We start from the raw sequence: 16,746 nt of genomic DNA, 5'->3' as shown, positions 1-16,746 counted from the left end.
GCAAAGCTTAGATCAGCCGGGCCGCGGGTGCTGAAGGATGACTTCGGTGCGGTTTCAAGTCGACTGGCAAAAGCCCCCCTGAAACCTTTTATAATGGCCGGCTACAGTCGGCCAACGAGAAGGAAACCATTCATGCCGCAAGGTGCTGGCCAGATCACCGTTTACCCCGCCAACCGCCTGGAAGACCTGGCGGTGTTGCTGGACCAGGTGCTGCGCCTGTCGCCGGGGGCTGCCCTTTCTTCCCACACCGTGATTGTCGAGAGCAAGGGCATGCAGCACTGGGTCAGCATGGCCCTGGCCGAGTCGCGGGGAGTGTGCATGAACACCCAGTTTCCGATGCCCGGGGTCTTTATCTGGCAACTGGTGCGCAAGGTGCTCGGTGTGGAGCGGGTGCCGCTGGAGTCGCCTTACCAGCGCGAGGCGCTGGCTTGGCGGATCGACCGTTTGCTGGCCAGTGAGGCGATCGTCGCCGACCCGCGTTTTGCCGAACCCACCCGCTACTGGCGCAAGGCGCTGCCGGGGGCCGAGGTCGAGGCCGATCCGCTCAAGCGCTACCAGCTCGCCGCCAAGCAGGCGGATCTTTTTGAGCAGTACCTGCTGTTCCGCCCGGACTGGATCGAGGCCTGGGATGCCGGCGAAACCCCGGACGCGCTGCCGCCGAACTGGCAGGGGGCGCTGTGGCAGGCGCTGGTGGCGGAGGAGCCGGATCACCCGGTGCGCCTGCAGCGCGAGGCCGCCGCGGCCCTGGGTTCGCACCGGGAGAAGCTGCCGCCCCAGGTGTGCCTGTTCGCCATCAACACCCTGCCGCCCAGCACCCTCGGGTTCTTCGATCGCCTGGCGCGACATGTTCAGGTGCACCTGTTTCACCTCAACCCCTGCGTGGAGTACTGGGGCAACCTGCAGTCGGAGAAGCAGCTGGCGGCCCAGCGCGCCGAGCAGGCTCGACGCTGGCTGGCCCAGCCGGAGCCGGATGCGGTCGCAGACGCGCCTGACCACGATGCGGAGGTGGGCAACCCGCTGCTGGCCAACCTGGGCAGCCAGGGCAAGGAGTTCTTCGCCGCCCTGCAGGGGCTGGATACCTTTGAAATTGCCGCCTTCGAACTCGACGAGGCGACGCGCCCCGGGACCGACAGCGGCCCCACGGTGCTGGAAAAGGTCCAGTCCGACATTCTGCGCCTGCGCGATGCCCGCCCGGCCGACCCGGCGCAGCCGGTCTCCCCCGAGGTGGACGACAGCATCACTTTCAGCGCCAGCCACAGCGCGCTGCGCGAACTGCAGGCGTTGCACGACTGGCTGCTGCATCGTTTCAATGAAGACCCGACGCTCACCCCCCGGGATGTGTTGGTCACCTGTCCCCAGGTGGAGGATTACGCCCCCTACATCGGGGCGGTCTTTGACACCGGTTTTGGCGCCGGCGCCGTGGGGGTAGACGAGCCGAGACTGCCGGTGGCGGTGACCGACCGGGCGCCGCGGGACGCCGAACCGTTGATCAGCAGCTTCCTGGAACTGCTGCAGTTGCCCGACAGCCGCTTCCAGGTCTCCAAAGTGCTTGACCTGCTGCGCCTGCCGACGGTGCAGCAGCGTTTCGGATTTAACGATGACGAGCTGCTGACCCTGGAGTGGTGGCTCAGCGAGGCCTGTATCCACTGGGGTCTGGACGGCGAGCATAAGGCCCGGGTGACCGGCGCCGACAGCGCGTCCGAGCTGTTCAGCTGGCAGTGGGGGCTGCGCCGCATGCTGCTGGGCTTTGCCCGTGGTGACCAGGCTGAGCTGGTGGACCACCAGTGGCTGCTGCCCCATGTGGAGGGCAGTGATGCCCTGTTGCTGGGTCGCCTCATGCAGCTGCTGGAGCGCCTGCAGCAGCACGCCCAGGCCCTGTCGCGGCGGCGGACCCCCAAGGAGTGGGGCGATTACCTGCGTGCCCTGCGCGATGATTTTTTCGCCGCCACCCAGGACAGCCGGGAGACGGAGGCGGGCGAAGAGCTGGACAAGGCGATCGGCCAGCTGCTGAGCTGGACCGACCGGGTCGGGTACCGGGCGCCCCTGACGCTGGACGTGGTGCGCTTTTATCTCAACCACCACCTGGGCCTTCCCGACGGCGGCAATCGCTTCATGACCGGGCAGATCACCTTCTGCTCCCTGGAGCCCATGCGCAGCGCGCCTTTTCGGGTGATCGCCATTCTTGGCCTCAACGATGGGGCGTACCCCCGGCAACAGGTCCCCTTCGGTTTTGACCTGATGGCCTCGACACCCCGTCGGGCGGGCGATCGCTCCCGCCGCGGCGACGATCGCTACCTGTTTCTCGAGGCCCTGATCTGCACTCGGCACAAGCTCTACCTGAGCTACCAGGGGGCGGACATCAAGAACAACAGCGAGCGCCAGCCCAGCCTGATCCTCAGCGAACTGATGGATTACCTGGCCCGGGGCTACGGCTGGCGTTTCGAGCCGGGGGACGGCGCATCGCAATTGCAGATGGCGCCGTTGCATCCCTTCAGCCCGGCCAATTTCGAGGGCGCACGGCCCAGCTTCGACGGTCGCTGGCTGGCGCTCAGCCGGCCCGGCGAAGCCAGGGATAACCTGATCGAACTGCCCGAGCCGGAGGTGACCCGGGACGAGGCGGGCCTGGAGAGCGTGACGCTGGAGTCGCTGGTGCGGTTCTTCGAGAATCCGCCGCGGGCCTTTGCCGAGGAGCGGCTGGGACTGAATTTGAGCGCCGAGGGGGATCTGTTGGATGACGCCGAGCCCTTTGACGCCGATCCCCTGGCCGCTTTTCAGGGCCGCGAGCGGTTGCTGGCGGCGCAGCTGGATCCGCAGCCGGCCCGGGCCACGGCCCAGGCGAGGGAAATTCTCGCCGTGGGTGGCCAATTGCCGGACAGCCGGGGCTGCGAGGCGATTCTCGACAGCTGGGAGGCCGAGGCCAGGGTGCTGGCCCGGGCGCTGGCCGAGGCCGGCCCTGTGGAAAAACGGTCGGTGGAGCTGACCCTGGCCGGGGTGCGCCTTAGCGCGGAGCTGCCGCTGGTGGCAACCGTTGAGGGGCCCGAACTGCTGCTGTCGCGTCCCGCCCGGGTCAAGGCGAAGGATCGCCTGCGGCTCTGGCTTTACCACCTGCTGGCCTGTGCGACCGGCGTTTCCCAGCGCAGCCGGGGCCTCTTCCTGGCCACCGACAAGGAGGGCAATCCGGAAGTTGAGCAGTTGGAGCTCGCCTCCCAACCGGCGGCCGAAGCGCACCTGGTGGAGCTGCTTGAAACCTGGCGTGCGGGCCGCTGCCGCCCGCTGCTGCTGAATGCGCAGCTGGGGTTCGCGGTGTGCGCTGCCCAGTATAAAAAGTCTCGCGAGGGCTTCGTGCGCAGGCCTGACGCCGATGCCGCCCGTGCCCGGCAGTGGTGGACGGAGTGGGACGACGGTCCCTTCGCCAACCCCTACGGCACCGGACGGGATGCTTACGTCCGCTGGTTCTGGCCCGAGGGGGCGGAGCTTGCGGAGTGGTGGGACCCCATCAGGGCGGTTTACGAGCGGCCCTGTGCCGCACTTTCCGGGGTTGCCGGTGAATCTGCCACCGTAACCGGGCAGAGGGGAGCATGATGTCCAACCCGACGATAGCCAAGCCAAAGCAGCGCCACCTGGATCCCGCCGCACTGACCCTGAGCGGTCGTCACCTGATCGAGGCCAGTGCCGGAACCGGCAAAACGTACAACATCACCCGGCTCTATATCCGCCTGCTGGTCGAACGGCAGTTGCCGGTGGAGTCCATCCTGGTCATGACCTTCACCAAGGCGGCCACCGAGGAGCTGCGCGGACGCATCGACCGGGAGCTGCGCCACGCTGCCAGCCACTGGGGCACGCTGGGGGCGGATCCCTTTTTCGCGGCGATGGAGGCTCGCTTCGACCGGGCCCGGGCGGTCCCGCTGCTGCAGAGCGCCCTGCTGCACTTGGATGAGGCGGCCATCTTCACCATCCACGGCTTCTGCGCCCGGGTGCTCAGGCAGCACGCCCTGAGCAGCGACCTGCCCATGGAGCTGGAGATGGAGGCCGACACCAGCGAGCAGGCCCTGGAGGCGGTGCGGGACTGGTTGCGGCGCATTGCCCACAGCGAGCGGTTCGAGCTGTTGAGCGAACGGGGCTGGCACACGCCCCAGGCTTTTATGCGTTGCTTTGGACGTGCGCTGAGCAGCCGGGCCCCGTTGCTGGCGGCCGCGCCCGAGAACTTCACCCGGGCGGGATTGGCGCAAAAAGCGGCTGTGCGCGAGGAACTGCTGGCCCATGAGGCGGAGATCGTGAGCCGCCTGATCGACAGCCACAAGGAGGCTGAAAAACGGCGCGGCGAGTGGGAGATTCTGCTTGAGTGGCTGGCCGGGGAAGCCCTCGAAGCGCCCCCCAAGGCGGCGATGGATTTCGTCAACGGCAACCGCTACCGCAAGGACGAAGCGCTGAAAGCCTGGCTGCAGCCCTTCAAGGATCTAAAGAGCCGGTTGCCGGAGCTGGCTCGCGATGCCGAGGCGGCCCGGATCTACCCGGTTATTCGCGAGGGGCTGGAGGCGATCCGCGCCGCCTTTGCCGCCAGCAAAGAGCGCCTGGGGCTGATGGATTTTGACGATCTGATCACCCTGCTGGCCGAGCGGGTCACGGCGAAAGAGGGCGCCGCCCTGGTGGCGGCCCTGCGCCAGCAATACCCCGTGGCCCTGGTGGACGAGTTCCAGGATACCGACCCCAGCCAGTACGCCATTCTGGAGCGGGTGTATCCGCACCGGGAGGAAGCCCTCGCGGAGCCGGAATCCGGCACCGCCCTGTTTATGATCGGCGATCCCAAGCAGGCTATCTACTCCTTTCGCGGCGGCGACATCTTTACCTACCTTCAGGCCCGCGGCGGGGCGGACGACTGCTGGCACATGGATACCAACTGGCGCTCGGTGCCGGCCATGGTCAACGCCTACAACCGCCTGTTTTGGGGGGCGCCACTGGATCAGGACCCCGAGCCGGTGTTCGGTTACGGCATCGATTACGAACCGGTCAAGGCCGCCAAGGCCAGCCGGGCGCACGATGCGCTCATGGAGTCGCCGCCCGGCGACAGCCTCCGCGCCCTCAACTTCGTGTGGCTGACTGGCGACGAAGAGGAGGAGGGCAAGGAAAAAGTCACGGCGGATTTTCGCCACCAGGTGGCCCGTTGGTGCTGTGGTGAGATACACCGTCTGCTCAGCGAGCCTGTTCGCCTCGGCAGCGGTGATCGGCAGGCGCGGGCGCTGGAGGAGCGGGATGTGGCGATCCTGGTGCGTACCGGCACCGAGGCCGCGATCATGCAGGAGGCGCTGCTGGAGGCGGGCTACCCCTCGGTCTACCTCAGCGCCCGGGACAACATTTTCCACAGCCCGGAGGCGCTGGAGCTGTCCCAGGTACTGCAGGGGATACTGGCCTGCGAGGAACCCCGGCAGCTGCACCGCGCCTTTGCCACCGCCCTGCTGGGAGGGGATGCGGCCCGCCTGGCTAGGCTTGCCAGTGACGCCGACGCCCTGGTGGAGGCGCGCTATCAGCTTTCGGCTTTGCGTGAGCGCTGGCGCCGCGAGGGCTTTATCCCCATGATGATGGCGCTGATCCACGGGCATTTGCAGCCGCCGCCGGCCCGCCACGAGCGCTGCCTCACCAACCACCTGCACCTGGCCGAACTGTTGCAACAGGCCTCGGGCAATTTGCGCCATCCGCAGCAGCTGCTTGAATGGCTCAATGACCAGATTCAGGGCAGCGGTGGCGACAGCCAGGCCGAACTGCGCCTGGAGAGCGACGCCAACCTGATCCGCATCGTCACGCAACACGGCTCCAAGGGGTTGGAGTACCCGGTGGTCTTTGTGCCCTTTGCCAACTACCGCAAGGATCCACTGAGCCAGGGAAATCAAAAGGCTGAATACCTCGCCTTTCACGACCCTGAAAGCGGTGAAGCGAGGCAGCAACTCGGGCGTACGCCGGAGGCCGAGACCCTGGCCCGGGACGAGGCCCTGGCCGAGGCGGTTCGCCTGCTCTACGTCGCGGTGACCCGGGCGGAGCAGCGCTGTTACCTCTGTTGCGCCCCCTACGGCAAGACCCTGGAGTCGCCCCTGGCGCGCACCCTTGGGTTTGGCGCAAGGCGCGAGGGGGAGCCCGACTGGCCGGCGGAGCTGGCGGCCCTGGCGGCCAGCGAACCGGAAAACTGCGCTCTGTTGAAAGTGAACGTCGAGCGCCTGGCAGCCGCCCAGCGGTCTGCCGCGGGAGCCACGGACGGACACGCGCAGGCGGCGAAATTCACGGGGCATATCGACGGCAACTGGCGATTGAGCTCGTTCTCCGCCCTCACCCGTAACCTTGATCACGCGCGCCGAGACCGCAAGGATCACGACGATGACCGGACGGCAGCGGCGGAGCCCGCGACCGGGGAGCTGGCGCTCCGTTTTCGTCTCGCCAAAGGGGCTCACGCCGGCAACCTGCTGCACGATGCGCTGGAGCACACCGACTTCACCCAGCCGCGCTGGAAGGAGGCTCTGCGTGAGCCGTTGCTGCGCTTTGGCGGCCTTGCCCAGGCCGACGTTGCGCACCTGGAGCAGTGGCTCCAGGAGTGTTTGGAGGCGCCGCTGCCCGCGGTGGGAGGGGGGGAGACGCTGCGCCTGTGTGATCTCTCCTGGCCCCATACCCTGCGCGAGTCGGAGTTCTATTTTTCCATGCCCGGTTCGCGGGTGGCGGCACTTGCCCGCATTCTGCGCGAGCACCGGGGCGAGGGCGCGACCCTGGAGCTGCCCGGCCAGCAGCCGTTGCGGGGCATGATGCACGGTTTTATCGACCTGGTTTTCGAGCACGGGGGGCGTTTTTACGTGGCAGATTACAAGTCCACCCATCTGGGCAACCGCTTTGAGGATTACGGCTACGCGGCCCTCAAACGCAATAACGAAGCCAACTTCTACGACCTGCAATACCTGATCTACAGCCTGGCCCTGCACCGTTACCTGAAAGGGCGTGTGCCGGATTACCAACCCGGGCGCCACTTTGGCGGCGTCTACTACCTCTATCTGCGGGGGATGGCGGCGGGACGCACAAGCGGTATCTACCACACTGCCATCGACGAAACCTTGTTGGATGCCCTGGATGCGCTGTTTCAGGGGGCCGCAGGCGCCTCGCGCGGGGGAATGAAATGAGCGGAAGTTTACCGACCTGCGAGCAATGCCTGGGGGCGTTGGCCGATGTGGAAGCGATCGACTTTTTTCTCGCCCGGGAGCTGGAGCGGCAGTTCGGCGCCCCCTGTCCAGAGCGTTTTCACCTCTGGCTGGCGCTGCACTGGGCCTTGCGCCAGGGACACAGCTGCCTCGATCTGGCGGGCATTGCCGGGCGAACCCTCTGGGCCGACGGTGGCGCCGATGAGCCTCGGCCCGGTTACGCCTTCGGCCCGCTGCCCGCCCTGAGGGCGTTGCTGGCCGGGCTTGACCTAAGCCCCGAGGCAGACCGACCGGTGGTGGTGGAAGGCGACCGCGCCTACCTGCGTCGTTACTGGCGTTTCGAAACGGAGCTGGCGATGCGGCTGCGCCAGCGGATGCGTGCGGTCAGGCTGCAACCCGGGCAACTGCAGCGGGCGCGCCGCCTGCTGTCAGAACTTTTCCCCAATCCGCCCGGCGGCGAGCAGTCCGAGACGGACTGGCAGGCGGTTGCGGTGGCCAACGCGCTGGTGCATCCGTTCAGCGTCCTCTCCGGCGGGCCCGGTACCGGCAAAACCTACACGGTGGCAAGGCTGCTGGCGACGCTGCAGCGTCTGGCCGATCAGCCGATGCGGATTGCTCTGGCGACCCCCACGGGCAAGGCGAAGCAGCGCCTGCAGGAGTCCATCGCCGGGGCCAAGACCCAGCTTGCCGCCAGCGGGGTCGACGCCGACCTGCTCAAGGCCATTCCCGAGCAGGCCCATACCCTGCACAGCCTGCTGGGGGTGCGGCCCAACAGCATTCGGCTGCGCTATGACGCCGATCACCCCCTGCCGGTGGACCTGCTGCTCATTGATGAGGCCTCCATGGTGGATCTGCCGATGATGACCCGGGTGCTGCGGGCGCTGCCCGATACGGCGCGCCTGGTGCTGGTCGGGGACGCCAACCAGTTGCCCTCCATTGCCGTGGGGTCGGTGCTCGCTGACCTGGCGCCGCTGCCCCACCCGGGATACAGCGCCGCGGCGGCCGAGTCGATTCGCACCCTGGTGGGTTACTCGGTGCCGGTGGCCAATGAGGGTGGGCAAGACCCCGTGGGGCTGTTGCGCAAGAGCCACCGGTTTGACGGCGAGGGGGGAGTCGGGCGCTTGGCCGAGGCGGTGATCAATCTGGATGCCGCCGCGAGCTGGCGTCTGCTAAGCGAAGCCGGCCCGGAGGGCAATGGACAGCTCTCCTTGACCCAGGAACCGGATCTCGGGGCCTGGGTCGCGGACGTGGTGGAACGCTACTACCGGCCTTTGCTAAAGGCGCCGGACCTGGATGCGGCCTTTGCCTGCCTGGATGCGTTTCGCTTGCTGGTGCCCATGCGCCGTGGCCCCTGGGGGGTGGAGCAGCTGAATGAGCAGATCGAGCAGCGCCTGGTCCGCCAGCAGAGCGGCCGTCACTACCACGGACGCCCCATCATGGTGACCCGCAACCATCCCGCACTGAACCTCTATAACGGTGACGTCGGGCTGGTCTGGCGCAACGCAGAGGGGGCGCTGGAGGCCTTCTTCAGGGAGGAGGCGGGGCTGCGTCGCATCAACCTGGGCCTGTTACCCGAGGTGGAGCCGGTCTACGCCATGACCGTTCATAAGACCCAGGGCTCTGAATTTGGGCGGGTGGCGCTGTTGCTGGAAGAGAGTAGCGCCCGCCTGCTGACCCCGGAGCTGCTCTACACCGGCATTACCCGGGCCAAGAAACACTGTATGGTGGCCGCCGGTGAGGCTGTCTGGAAACAGGCGCTGGCCTCCCGGGCGCAGCGCTGGTCGGGGTTGCGCCAGCGCCTGGGGAACGAACCCCGGGCGCTGGACTAAGGCTGCAGCCTGTTATTCGCTGGGAACGTTACTCACTGGGAAAGTTTCTCACGCTGACTTCACCGGCGCTGACGGTTACGTCGGGCTCGGCCGCAAACAGGAAGAAAGGCGGATCGGTTTCGAGCGTGTCCGCCCTTTCCGGATCGTCGTTCTGGGCTAAACAGGTGAAGCCAAGGCTGTAATCGCCGGGGGCGACGAAAGCCAGCTCGTAGTTGTAACCGGTGATATTGCCCAAGCCGTCTTCCTCAGGCACCGCCTGAGCGGCTGCGATGGGGCTGCTCTGGCCGGTTGAAACCTGCTCTGCGAGGCGAAAATCAACCATGGCATTGATCGTCGGATCACTGGCGTCAGCGGGCAGAGCGGCGGAGCCGCTGTAAAGGTAAACCTTCTCGGCAAAAGTTCCGGTGGCGGCGGCGGTTTGGCAGTCGGTGACCAGCGAGGGGGCGATCGAGCCGCTGATGCTACCCACCTCAGTGTTGTTGACCAGCTGCACGGCGGTGGGTTTGATTCGCCAGGTTCCACCTAACCCCGGCGGCTGGATCAGTCCCTTTTCCAAGTTGAATTCGGCGACAAAATTGTTATCCCCGGCCGCGATCAGGAACGGCTTGTTGAAAAACAGTCGGCCGGTGTTTTCTTCGGTCGCCCCGACGCCGCCGCAGGATCCGTTGCTGGGCGTTGTCAGCCCTTCGATGGCGGTGCCGGTGTCGACAAAGGAGGTGTCGGCGGTGCCTGTTTCGTCATTGCGCATGTAGATACACAGTTGGTATTCACCGACTGGAATCTGTTGGTTGGCGACGAGGGTTTCCACTTGGCTGCCGGTGAATTGCAACAGGTCCACCTGTTCGATCTGTCCGGTTTCAGCGACCTCAAAGGAGAAGGTCTGGCCATTGTCGCCAACGCTTTTCAGTACCACCTGGCGAAAGCCGATCACCACCCGTTCCACATTGGCGGGGTTGTCGGAAACCCCGAGGGAGAAGCTCCCGGTCTGGGTGCTGCTGCCGTCGCCGCCGCCGCAGCCCGCCAGCATCATCGCGGATCCAAGGGCCACCAAGGAAAATCTTTTCATAGAACTGCTCCTGACTTCATTCACTGTTTGTCGTGCATCCTTACTGTTTCGAGATCGCCTTGTACGGGGCGGCCTCCGATTACCAAAGACCAAGTAATTAGAGCCTTAGCCTATCCTCGAACCAGCGTTAACCGTCGGCTTAAGCTGCATGATTATTCAGCCTGGTCCAGTGGGGCGAAGAAGGCGGGGGCGGCCGTTAATGAGCGGCTACATGTCCTGCTGTAATCCGGCGATGGAGCGGCTGCGGCTCTGGCGCTCCTCCTGTTCGAGCTGCACTAGCTTGTCGCAGACTTCGCGGACCTCGGGAATTTCGGCCTCGTGGGCCAGGGTCTCGTAGAGATCCACCAGGCACTCGTCGAACCGGGTCGCGCGGTCGATCACTTCCTCGATACTGAGGTTGGGTTGATTTCTCAGCTGCTCCCCTTCGGCATTCAGCGGGGCTGTGTATTGGAAATAGGTTTCCAGTACGCTTGGGGAGGCGTCTTCCTGGTAGCGCTCCAGCACCTTGGCCATGTGGGCCTCGTGGCGGCTGAGGTACTCAAGGAGCATGTGGACGCGCTCCTGCTGTTCCTGATCATTGAGGGCTTTGAAATGGGCGCTCAGCTGGGTATGAAAGAGACGCGCATGGTCGATCACATCACGCATACGTTCGAAGTTCATCGTATCCTCCTTTGAGCACGTTAGGCAGCGCGGAGGTCGTGCTGCGCTTTTCCGGGCTTAAACAGCGTGCGTGCTCCACCCGCACTGGCGGTCGCCCTGGATGGACCCTTGATTCTGGCTCCCAGGGGCTAGGTTTCTAGCTTAAACCTTAGTTGATGGCGGTGCTGGCTGCAGGTGGAAGGCGGGCTTTGGCTGTGGCGGGAGGTGAAGAGCAGGTGGGCCTCCGGCGCCCACTGAAGTCGGGCCCGGGGCTCCGCATTACCCGAGCCGGCCCAGGCGGCGGCAGGCTTCATCGAGCACCTCGGGGCGCTTGGCAAAGCAGAAGCGGGCAAGGTCGCGCCCGCCCTCGTCATGGTAAAAGGCGCGACCGGGCACCGCGGCCAGTCCGGTCTGCTGCAACAGGAAATGGCACCTTTCCAGATCATCTTCGCCCGGCAGCTGACTGATATCGGCCATCACGTAGTAGGCCCCCTGCGGCCGGTGGGGATAGAGCCCGGCCTTATGCAGGGCGTCACAGAACAGGTCGCGTTTGTACTGGTGATCCCGGGCGATGCCGGTAAAAAACGTCGGGTCCAGTTGCAGCAGTCCCTCCGCAGCCCCCACCTGCAGCGGCGTCGGCGCGCAGACATAGACCAGGTCGTTGAGACGGCTGGCCGCCTCGGTCACTTCAGGCGGGGCGATAGCGTAGCCCAGTCGCCAACCGGTAATGGAGAACAGTTTGGAGAATCCGCCCAGGGTCACGGTGCGCGGGCGTAACCGTTGCAGGGTGATGGGGCTGACCAGCGGCCAGTCGTCGTAGATGAAGGCGGCGTAGATCTCGTCGCAGAACAGCACCAGGTCGTGGGCTTCGACAAAATCGGCCAGGATGGCCAGCTCTTTCCGGCTGAGCACCTTGCCGCTGGGATTGGAGGGGTTGCTCAAGACCAGGGCGCGGGTGCGCGGCGTGACGGCGGCCTCGAGAGCGGTGGCCTCCAGCGTCCAGTGGGGAGCGTCCAGGCGCACGTAGCGGGCCGGGCATTCCATCAATTCCAGGGTTGCTGCGTGATAGCCATAGTAGGGTTCGAACAGGATCACCTCATCCCCGGGGTCAAGCAGCGCCTGGGCGGTGGCGTAAAACGCCCCGGTGGCGCCGGCGCTCACCAGCACTTCCCGTTCGGCCGAGACCGTGACCCCCTGTTGGCGCTGATGATGGGCGGCAATGGCTTGGCGCAGCGCGCCAAGGCCCTCGGCGGCGCAATAGCTGTTGTGTCCCTGCTCGATGGCGCGACAGGCGCCCGCAGCCACCGGTGCCGGTACCGGGAGATCGCACAGCCCCTGGGCCAGGTTGATGCCGTCGACCCGCTTGCATTCGCGGGTCATGGCGCGAATCAATGACTGGGAAAACCGCTGACCACGCTGACTCAGTTGCAGACTCATATCGGTTCTCCGAACGGGGGCGTCCATTGAGCCTATCAGAACGGCAGCTATGCTGCGATGACCTAAACCATACTTAATTTGTGGACACAGGCCGCGCGGCAGGTGTGCACGGTGGCTTAAGCGGGTGAGCTGGGCCTGGCAATGATCCAGGTCAGATAAAAACCGCTAAAAATGTGTGCGAATAGGGGCATAATATGCCGCTTGATCAATATTGTTTTTAATGCCGTTGGCTGGGGTCGGGGCAGGAGGGGAAGGGTGAACCGTTCGTTACCATTGGTGTTGGCTGCCTTGGTACTGGCCGGCTGCGGCGACTTGCACTACGTCTCCCCGCAGTTGACCTCCGAAGAGGATCCCGACGCGGTGCGCATGCTGTTTCCCTTTTACACCCACGCCGGCTATCACCGAATCGAACATTTGCAGCTGGAAAAGATCAACGACATCGATATTCGTGGCTACGCGGGGGCGCTGGTGCCGTCCGGAACCTACCGCCTGACCTACAACTGCCAAGTCGAGGCCGAGGGGCAGCCGGTGGTTGAAGCGTTGGACAGGGTCAAGACCCTGATGCTCAAGCCCGGCCACAGTTACCTGCTGCGAACGGTTGCCGTGGCCGGTGACCAGGGGCCTTCTCACTGCCACCTGTCGGTCCGTCACTGTGAGCCGGGCCAGCGCATCGAAAAAGTCTCGAGCCGCAACCTGCGCGACCACTGGACCTGCCGCGGCGATTCCTGATCCAGGGGCAACGGCGCGGGGCTTTAACCCAGCTCGCTGGGATCGATCACCACCCCAAGAGAGTTCTTGTCGATAATCCGCTTTTCTTTGGTTTCCCGGTAACGGAAGGTCACCGTTTTCCCCGGCTCGATTTCCAGCGTCTTGTCCCCGGAGAGGTAGCTGAAGACCTCACCATCAACGGTCAGGGCATGGAGGTAGTAGGGGGGCATCCCCACCCAGTCGTTGAACGGACCCTCGGTCTCTACCGATTGCAATTCGCCTCGGCCGATCAACTTTTGCGGTCGAGCGCGACCGCGCCTGAAATTGCCTGCCATTACCTCTCCTTCTTGAAGCCTGTGCACTTCTTTAGCGTGTGTTTCCGGTAGTCCGGCTGGGGGGCATCATGCACTGCCTGGGACTGCAAGTCGAATCCTTGTATGGGACCTGCAAGAGCGTAGACAAAAACGGGCGCTGGCGAGTTGTTTCGAGGGAAAGATTTTTTGAAGACAAAAAAAGGGACGAACGCCGATGGCGTTCGTCCCCGGGGTTTGAACCCGCTTATCAGGCAGCCTTGCCGGTCGCCTTCTTAACCGCGGCGCTAACTTCGTCAGCGGCCTGCTTGGCAGAAGCCTCCACGGTGGAGGTGACAACGTCCTTGGCTTCGCTGATGACGGCGATGCTCTTTTCAGCGGCCGCAGTCATTTTGGATTCCAGATCCTTGTAGAAAGCGACCTGCAGGTCCAGAGCGGCCTTGGGCTCCTTTACCTGGGACAGGGCTTTGAACTGCTCCAGGCTGGCGTTGACCAGCTCGTGAGTAGACACTTTCTGCAGCTCGATCAGCTGCTCCATCATCTTCTTGTTGGTTTCCGCCAGGTCCAGGGCAGGCTGCATGCGGGTTTTGATATCGTTGAAAATCTGGTCGTACATAGTCTCACCTTTGTGTTTTGTGCAACGCAACAAATTGTTGGAGGCCACTATAACCGGGGTCAAAGGCAAGGTCAAATTTTTTTGTGCGCTGCAGCATTCAAAAGCTTTCAATGAAAGCTCCCATGACCGGCACGCCCTCACAGTATCGGCCGGGCGTGCCTGAGGAGGCGGCGGAGCAGGGCTCGGCTGGCGGTCGTGTGATCCCCTGGCGCGGTCAGCCAGCGGACGAAGGTGGCGAGATAAATTCCGGTCAGAACCGACTCCTGCAGCGCCCGTTGCAGAAACTGGCTGCGGCACCGGGCGGCCTGGCGCCACCATTGCACCGTGCGACTGATGCGCAGCAGATCGGCGCCCTGAACGTGCAGGTGGCCGGGTTCGAGGCGACCGCAAATCATCTGCCGCGTGGTTCGACGGTGGGGCTCCAGAGTCTCAAGCCAGGTGGTCAGCAGGGGTTCCAGACGCTCATGGGGGTCGAGCGGGCCCAGGAGCGGGTCGCTGGCTGCTTCCAGAAGGGCCCTGTCGGCCCGGTCGAACCAGGCGTCCACCAAGGCTTCTTTCTGGTCGTAGAGGCGCTGAATATCGGCGAGGGTGCATCCTGCCCGTTCGGCGACCTCGATAAGCTGCACCTGCTCCCACGAGTGCAGGGCGGCCAGTTGCAGGGCCGCGTCCAGAATGGCCTCGGCGTGCTGCGGGGGTGGTGAGCTGGTGGTTGGCACGGGGTCAGGGTTCAGGCTTGTCGCCGGTCGGGGGCGGGCTGTCGGGAACCGGCTGATCGATGGAGAAATCCCGCCCGCAACGGCAGCTGGGCAGGGTGTCCAGGTCGCTAGGACCGCAGTGACAGGCTTCACAGCTGCAGTGGTCGCAGTTTAAAACAGCGTCTCGGGACTCATCCATGCTCTTCTCCCCGTGTCACGCCCTGATTGGGCCTAAGCTCCGATGCTACCGTAAACAATACGGAATAAGAACCGGGCGGCCGAGGCGTCGACCTTGCCTAGTGCGCCTCCTCAATGCGTCGCTGCAGCTCTTTGCGCGCCTTTTTATAGATGGGGCGCAGGTGCTTTTTCAGGTGCGGCAGCACCTCCCGAGCTTCCAACTGCTTGTGCCGGCAAAACAGGGCCAGGGCGTAGACGGCTTCGTCCTGGGACAGGTAAGCGGTGCGCTGAAAGCCCGGGCGGCAGCTGCCACAGCCCCCTTTGAAGGCGAAGGCGCTGTTGGCGAAGAGGACCCCGAATCCCAGGTAGATGCCCACCAGCTCCGCCACCAGGGGCTGCTGCTCGACGGTGGCCGGCGCCGGCACCGTTGCAAGTTCGCCGAGGTGGTGGCCGAGAAAGGTGGCGTAACTTGCCACCAGGGTCTGGGGATCGTTGACCTGTGCTGCATCGTAGGGAATGACCAGGGGGAGCTGCTCCGCTGCCGGGGTGGGAGGCTCCGCCCGCCGTGCCTGGGCCGGGGTCAGGGGAGAAGGCGGCAGGGCCTCCAGGTTGCGGACCTCTACCAGCTGATGGGGCCAGTGGCTCAGGCCGGCGTGGGCAAGCGTATGCCGCAGCAGGTTGGCGGCCATCTCCTCGATGCTTGCGGCCCGCCCCGGGAAGTGGGTGTTGTCCGGGCGCACCAGCGGGGTGTGGCGGTGAAAATAGGGCGCCTCGAACTGGCTCAGGGCCCAGTCGAACACCGTGCTCATCCAGCGTGCGGAAACATCATCGATCAGCGGTGCTGAGCGGAACAGAGCAAACCCCATGCAGTCCTCTTTGAAAGCTAGGCGGGCATTAATCCATTGCCTGGCCGCAGCAGTAGCCGGATGACCAGGCCCATTGAAAGTTGTAGCCACCGAGCCAGCCGGTGACATCCATGACTTCGCCGACAAAATAGAGGTTTTTCACCTTCTGCGACATCATGGTTTTCGAAGAAATCTCGCTGGTATCCACCCCGCCCAGGGTCACCTCGGCCTTGTCGAATCCTTCCGACCCGTTCGGCACCGGGCGCCAGTGGTGCAGGGTCTGGATCACCGCGTCCGTTTGCTCCCGGGTGAGCTGGCCGATCGGCCCGTCCAGGTTGACCCGGGAGGCAAGCAGGGTGTCAATCAGGCGGCGGGGCAGGTGGCGGGTCAAACCCCGGCGCAGCGAGAGGCCGGGTTGGCTCTGGCGCAGTGCCTGCAGCTCGGCCTCGATCTGCGCCTGGGGCAGCAGATCAACCTCAACGGGCTGCTGATGCTGCCAGTAATTGGAGGTCTGCAGCACCGCGGGTCCGGAGAGCCCCCGGTGGGTGAAGAGGCAGTCCTCGGTGAAACGGCGGCCATCCTCGGCGCCCATGCGCACGGGCAGGCTGATACCAGAGAGTTTGTCCAGCGCCATCTCAGTATCGGAAGCAAGGGTCAGCGGCACCAGCCCGGGACGCGTGGGCAGGACCCGGTGCCCGAACATTTTCGCGATCCGGTAGCCGAAACCGGTGGCGCCGAGCTTGGGAAAACTGAGTCCGCCGGTGGCGACCACCAGGTGACGGCACTGGATCCGGTCCAGTCCGGTGGTGACCAGGAACCCCTGTTCGTTTTGCTCCACCGACTTGATCTCGGTATTGAGCTCCACGTGGCTGCCGGCGGCCTGGTTTTCGTTGAGCAGCAGGTTGACGATCTGCTTGGCTGAACCGTCGCAGAAAAGCCGGCCGTGCTCGCGTTCGTGGTAAGCGATGTTGTAGCGGCTGACCAGCGCGATAAAGTCCCACTGGGAGTAGCGGGCCAGGGCGGACTTGACGAAGTGGGGGTTGGCGCAGAGGTAGTGTTCGGGGCCTACGTCCATGTTGGTGAAGTTACAGCGTCCACCGCCGCTGACCAAAATTTTCTTTCCCGCCTTGCGGGCGTGGTCGACCACCACCACGGCGAGCCCGCGCGCGGCGGCAGTCGCGGCGCACATCAGGCCTGCGGCACCGGCGCCGATCACCAGCACATCAGTGGTTCTGATCATTCTCGCTTCCCCGA

At 64.8% G+C, this 16,746-nt stretch carries 13 protein-coding genes; 4 read left to right on the top strand and 9 right to left on the bottom strand.

Translation table 11 applies throughout. The features are described 5' to 3' along the window. Positions 1-132 precede the first annotated feature (132 nt). Genes recC through recD form a run of 3 tightly spaced genes read left to right on the top strand, consistent with a single transcriptional unit; the run spans position 133 to position 8,998 of the window. Positions 133-3,582 carry an exodeoxyribonuclease V subunit gamma gene (gene recC / locus JGZ97_RS06655; RefSeq protein WP_207061848.1) on the top strand — a complete coding sequence of 1,150 codons (3,450 nt, stop codon included), beginning with the start codon at positions 133-135 and terminating at the stop codon, positions 3,580-3,582. Beyond that, complete coding sequence (gene recB / locus JGZ97_RS06650) at positions 3,582-7,151, top strand: exodeoxyribonuclease V subunit beta (RefSeq protein ID WP_207061847.1); 3,570 nt, start codon at positions 3,582-3,584, stop codon at positions 7,149-7,151. Before recC ends, recB begins: the two co-directional genes overlap by 1 nt. Beyond that, positions 7,148-8,998: an exodeoxyribonuclease V subunit alpha gene (gene recD / locus JGZ97_RS06645; RefSeq protein WP_207061846.1), complete on the top strand. Its 1,851-nt coding sequence runs from the start codon at positions 7,148-7,150 to the stop codon at positions 8,996-8,998. The genes recB and recD overlap by 4 nt, the downstream gene beginning before the upstream one ends. A 28-nt stretch (positions 8,999-9,026) precedes the next feature. Here the strand turns inward: recD and JGZ97_RS06640 are convergent, their stop codons facing one another. From JGZ97_RS06640 to JGZ97_RS06630, 3 genes are all read right to left on the bottom strand, one after another. Then, positions 9,027-10,064, bottom strand: a complete 1,038-nt coding sequence (locus tag JGZ97_RS06640; RefSeq protein ID WP_207061845.1) for a DUF4382 domain-containing protein — start codon at positions 10,062-10,064, stop codon at positions 9,027-9,029. Positions 10,065-10,271: 207 nt separating this feature from the next. Next, positions 10,272-10,724 carry a hypothetical protein gene (locus tag JGZ97_RS06635; RefSeq protein ID WP_207061844.1) on the bottom strand — a complete coding sequence of 151 codons (453 nt, stop codon included), beginning with the start codon at positions 10,722-10,724 and terminating at the stop codon, positions 10,272-10,274. A gap of 258 nt (positions 10,725-10,982) precedes the next feature. Next, positions 10,983-12,140, bottom strand: coding sequence for a pyridoxal phosphate-dependent aminotransferase (locus JGZ97_RS06630; protein WP_207061843.1), 1,158 nt, complete (start codon positions 12,138-12,140; stop codon positions 10,983-10,985). A 255-nt stretch (positions 12,141-12,395) separates the two neighbouring features. Here JGZ97_RS06630 and JGZ97_RS06625 point away from each other — a divergent pair, with 255 nt between their 5' ends. Further along, positions 12,396-12,869, top strand: coding sequence for a hypothetical protein (locus tag JGZ97_RS06625; protein ID WP_207061842.1), 474 nt, complete (start codon positions 12,396-12,398; stop codon positions 12,867-12,869). Positions 12,870-12,892: 23 nt separating this feature from the next. Here JGZ97_RS06625 and JGZ97_RS06620 read toward each other — a convergent pair whose 3' ends face one another. The 6 genes from JGZ97_RS06620 to JGZ97_RS06595 all read right to left on the bottom strand — a co-directional run bounded on the left by JGZ97_RS06620 (position 12,893) and on the right by JGZ97_RS06595 (position 16,732). Further along, positions 12,893-13,183: a hypothetical protein gene (locus JGZ97_RS06620; protein WP_207061841.1), complete on the bottom strand. Its 291-nt coding sequence runs from the start codon at positions 13,181-13,183 to the stop codon at positions 12,893-12,895. Positions 13,184-13,409: 226 nt separating this feature from the next. Beyond that, positions 13,410-13,775: a phasin family protein gene (locus tag JGZ97_RS06615; protein ID WP_207061840.1), complete on the bottom strand. Its 366-nt coding sequence runs from the start codon at positions 13,773-13,775 to the stop codon at positions 13,410-13,412. A 137-nt stretch (positions 13,776-13,912) separates the two neighbouring features. Further along, positions 13,913-14,491, bottom strand: coding sequence for a TetR family transcriptional regulator (locus JGZ97_RS06610; protein WP_207061839.1), 579 nt, complete (start codon positions 14,489-14,491; stop codon positions 13,913-13,915). A gap of 4 nt (positions 14,492-14,495) precedes the next feature. Then, on the bottom strand, positions 14,496-14,669 hold the full coding sequence (locus JGZ97_RS06605) for a hypothetical protein (RefSeq protein WP_207061838.1): 174 nt from the start codon (positions 14,667-14,669) through the stop codon (positions 14,496-14,498). A 97-nt stretch (positions 14,670-14,766) separates the two neighbouring features. Next, positions 14,767-15,513: a hypothetical protein gene (locus tag JGZ97_RS06600; protein ID WP_207061837.1), complete on the bottom strand. Its 747-nt coding sequence runs from the start codon at positions 15,511-15,513 to the stop codon at positions 14,767-14,769. Positions 15,514-15,541: 28 nt separating this feature from the next. Further along, the gene (locus JGZ97_RS06595; RefSeq protein WP_207061836.1) at positions 15,542-16,732 is read right to left on the bottom strand and encodes an NAD(P)/FAD-dependent oxidoreductase; all 1,191 of its coding nucleotides are present in this window, start codon (positions 16,730-16,732) and stop codon (positions 15,542-15,544) included. Positions 16,733-16,746 lie beyond the last annotated feature (14 nt).

This window comes from Motiliproteus sp. SC1-56 (genome assembly GCF_017309075.1).
Classification (GTDB): domain Bacteria; phylum Pseudomonadota; class Gammaproteobacteria; order Pseudomonadales; family Balneatricaceae; genus Motiliproteus.
This window is presented reverse-complemented; position numbering and strand designations above follow the sequence as displayed.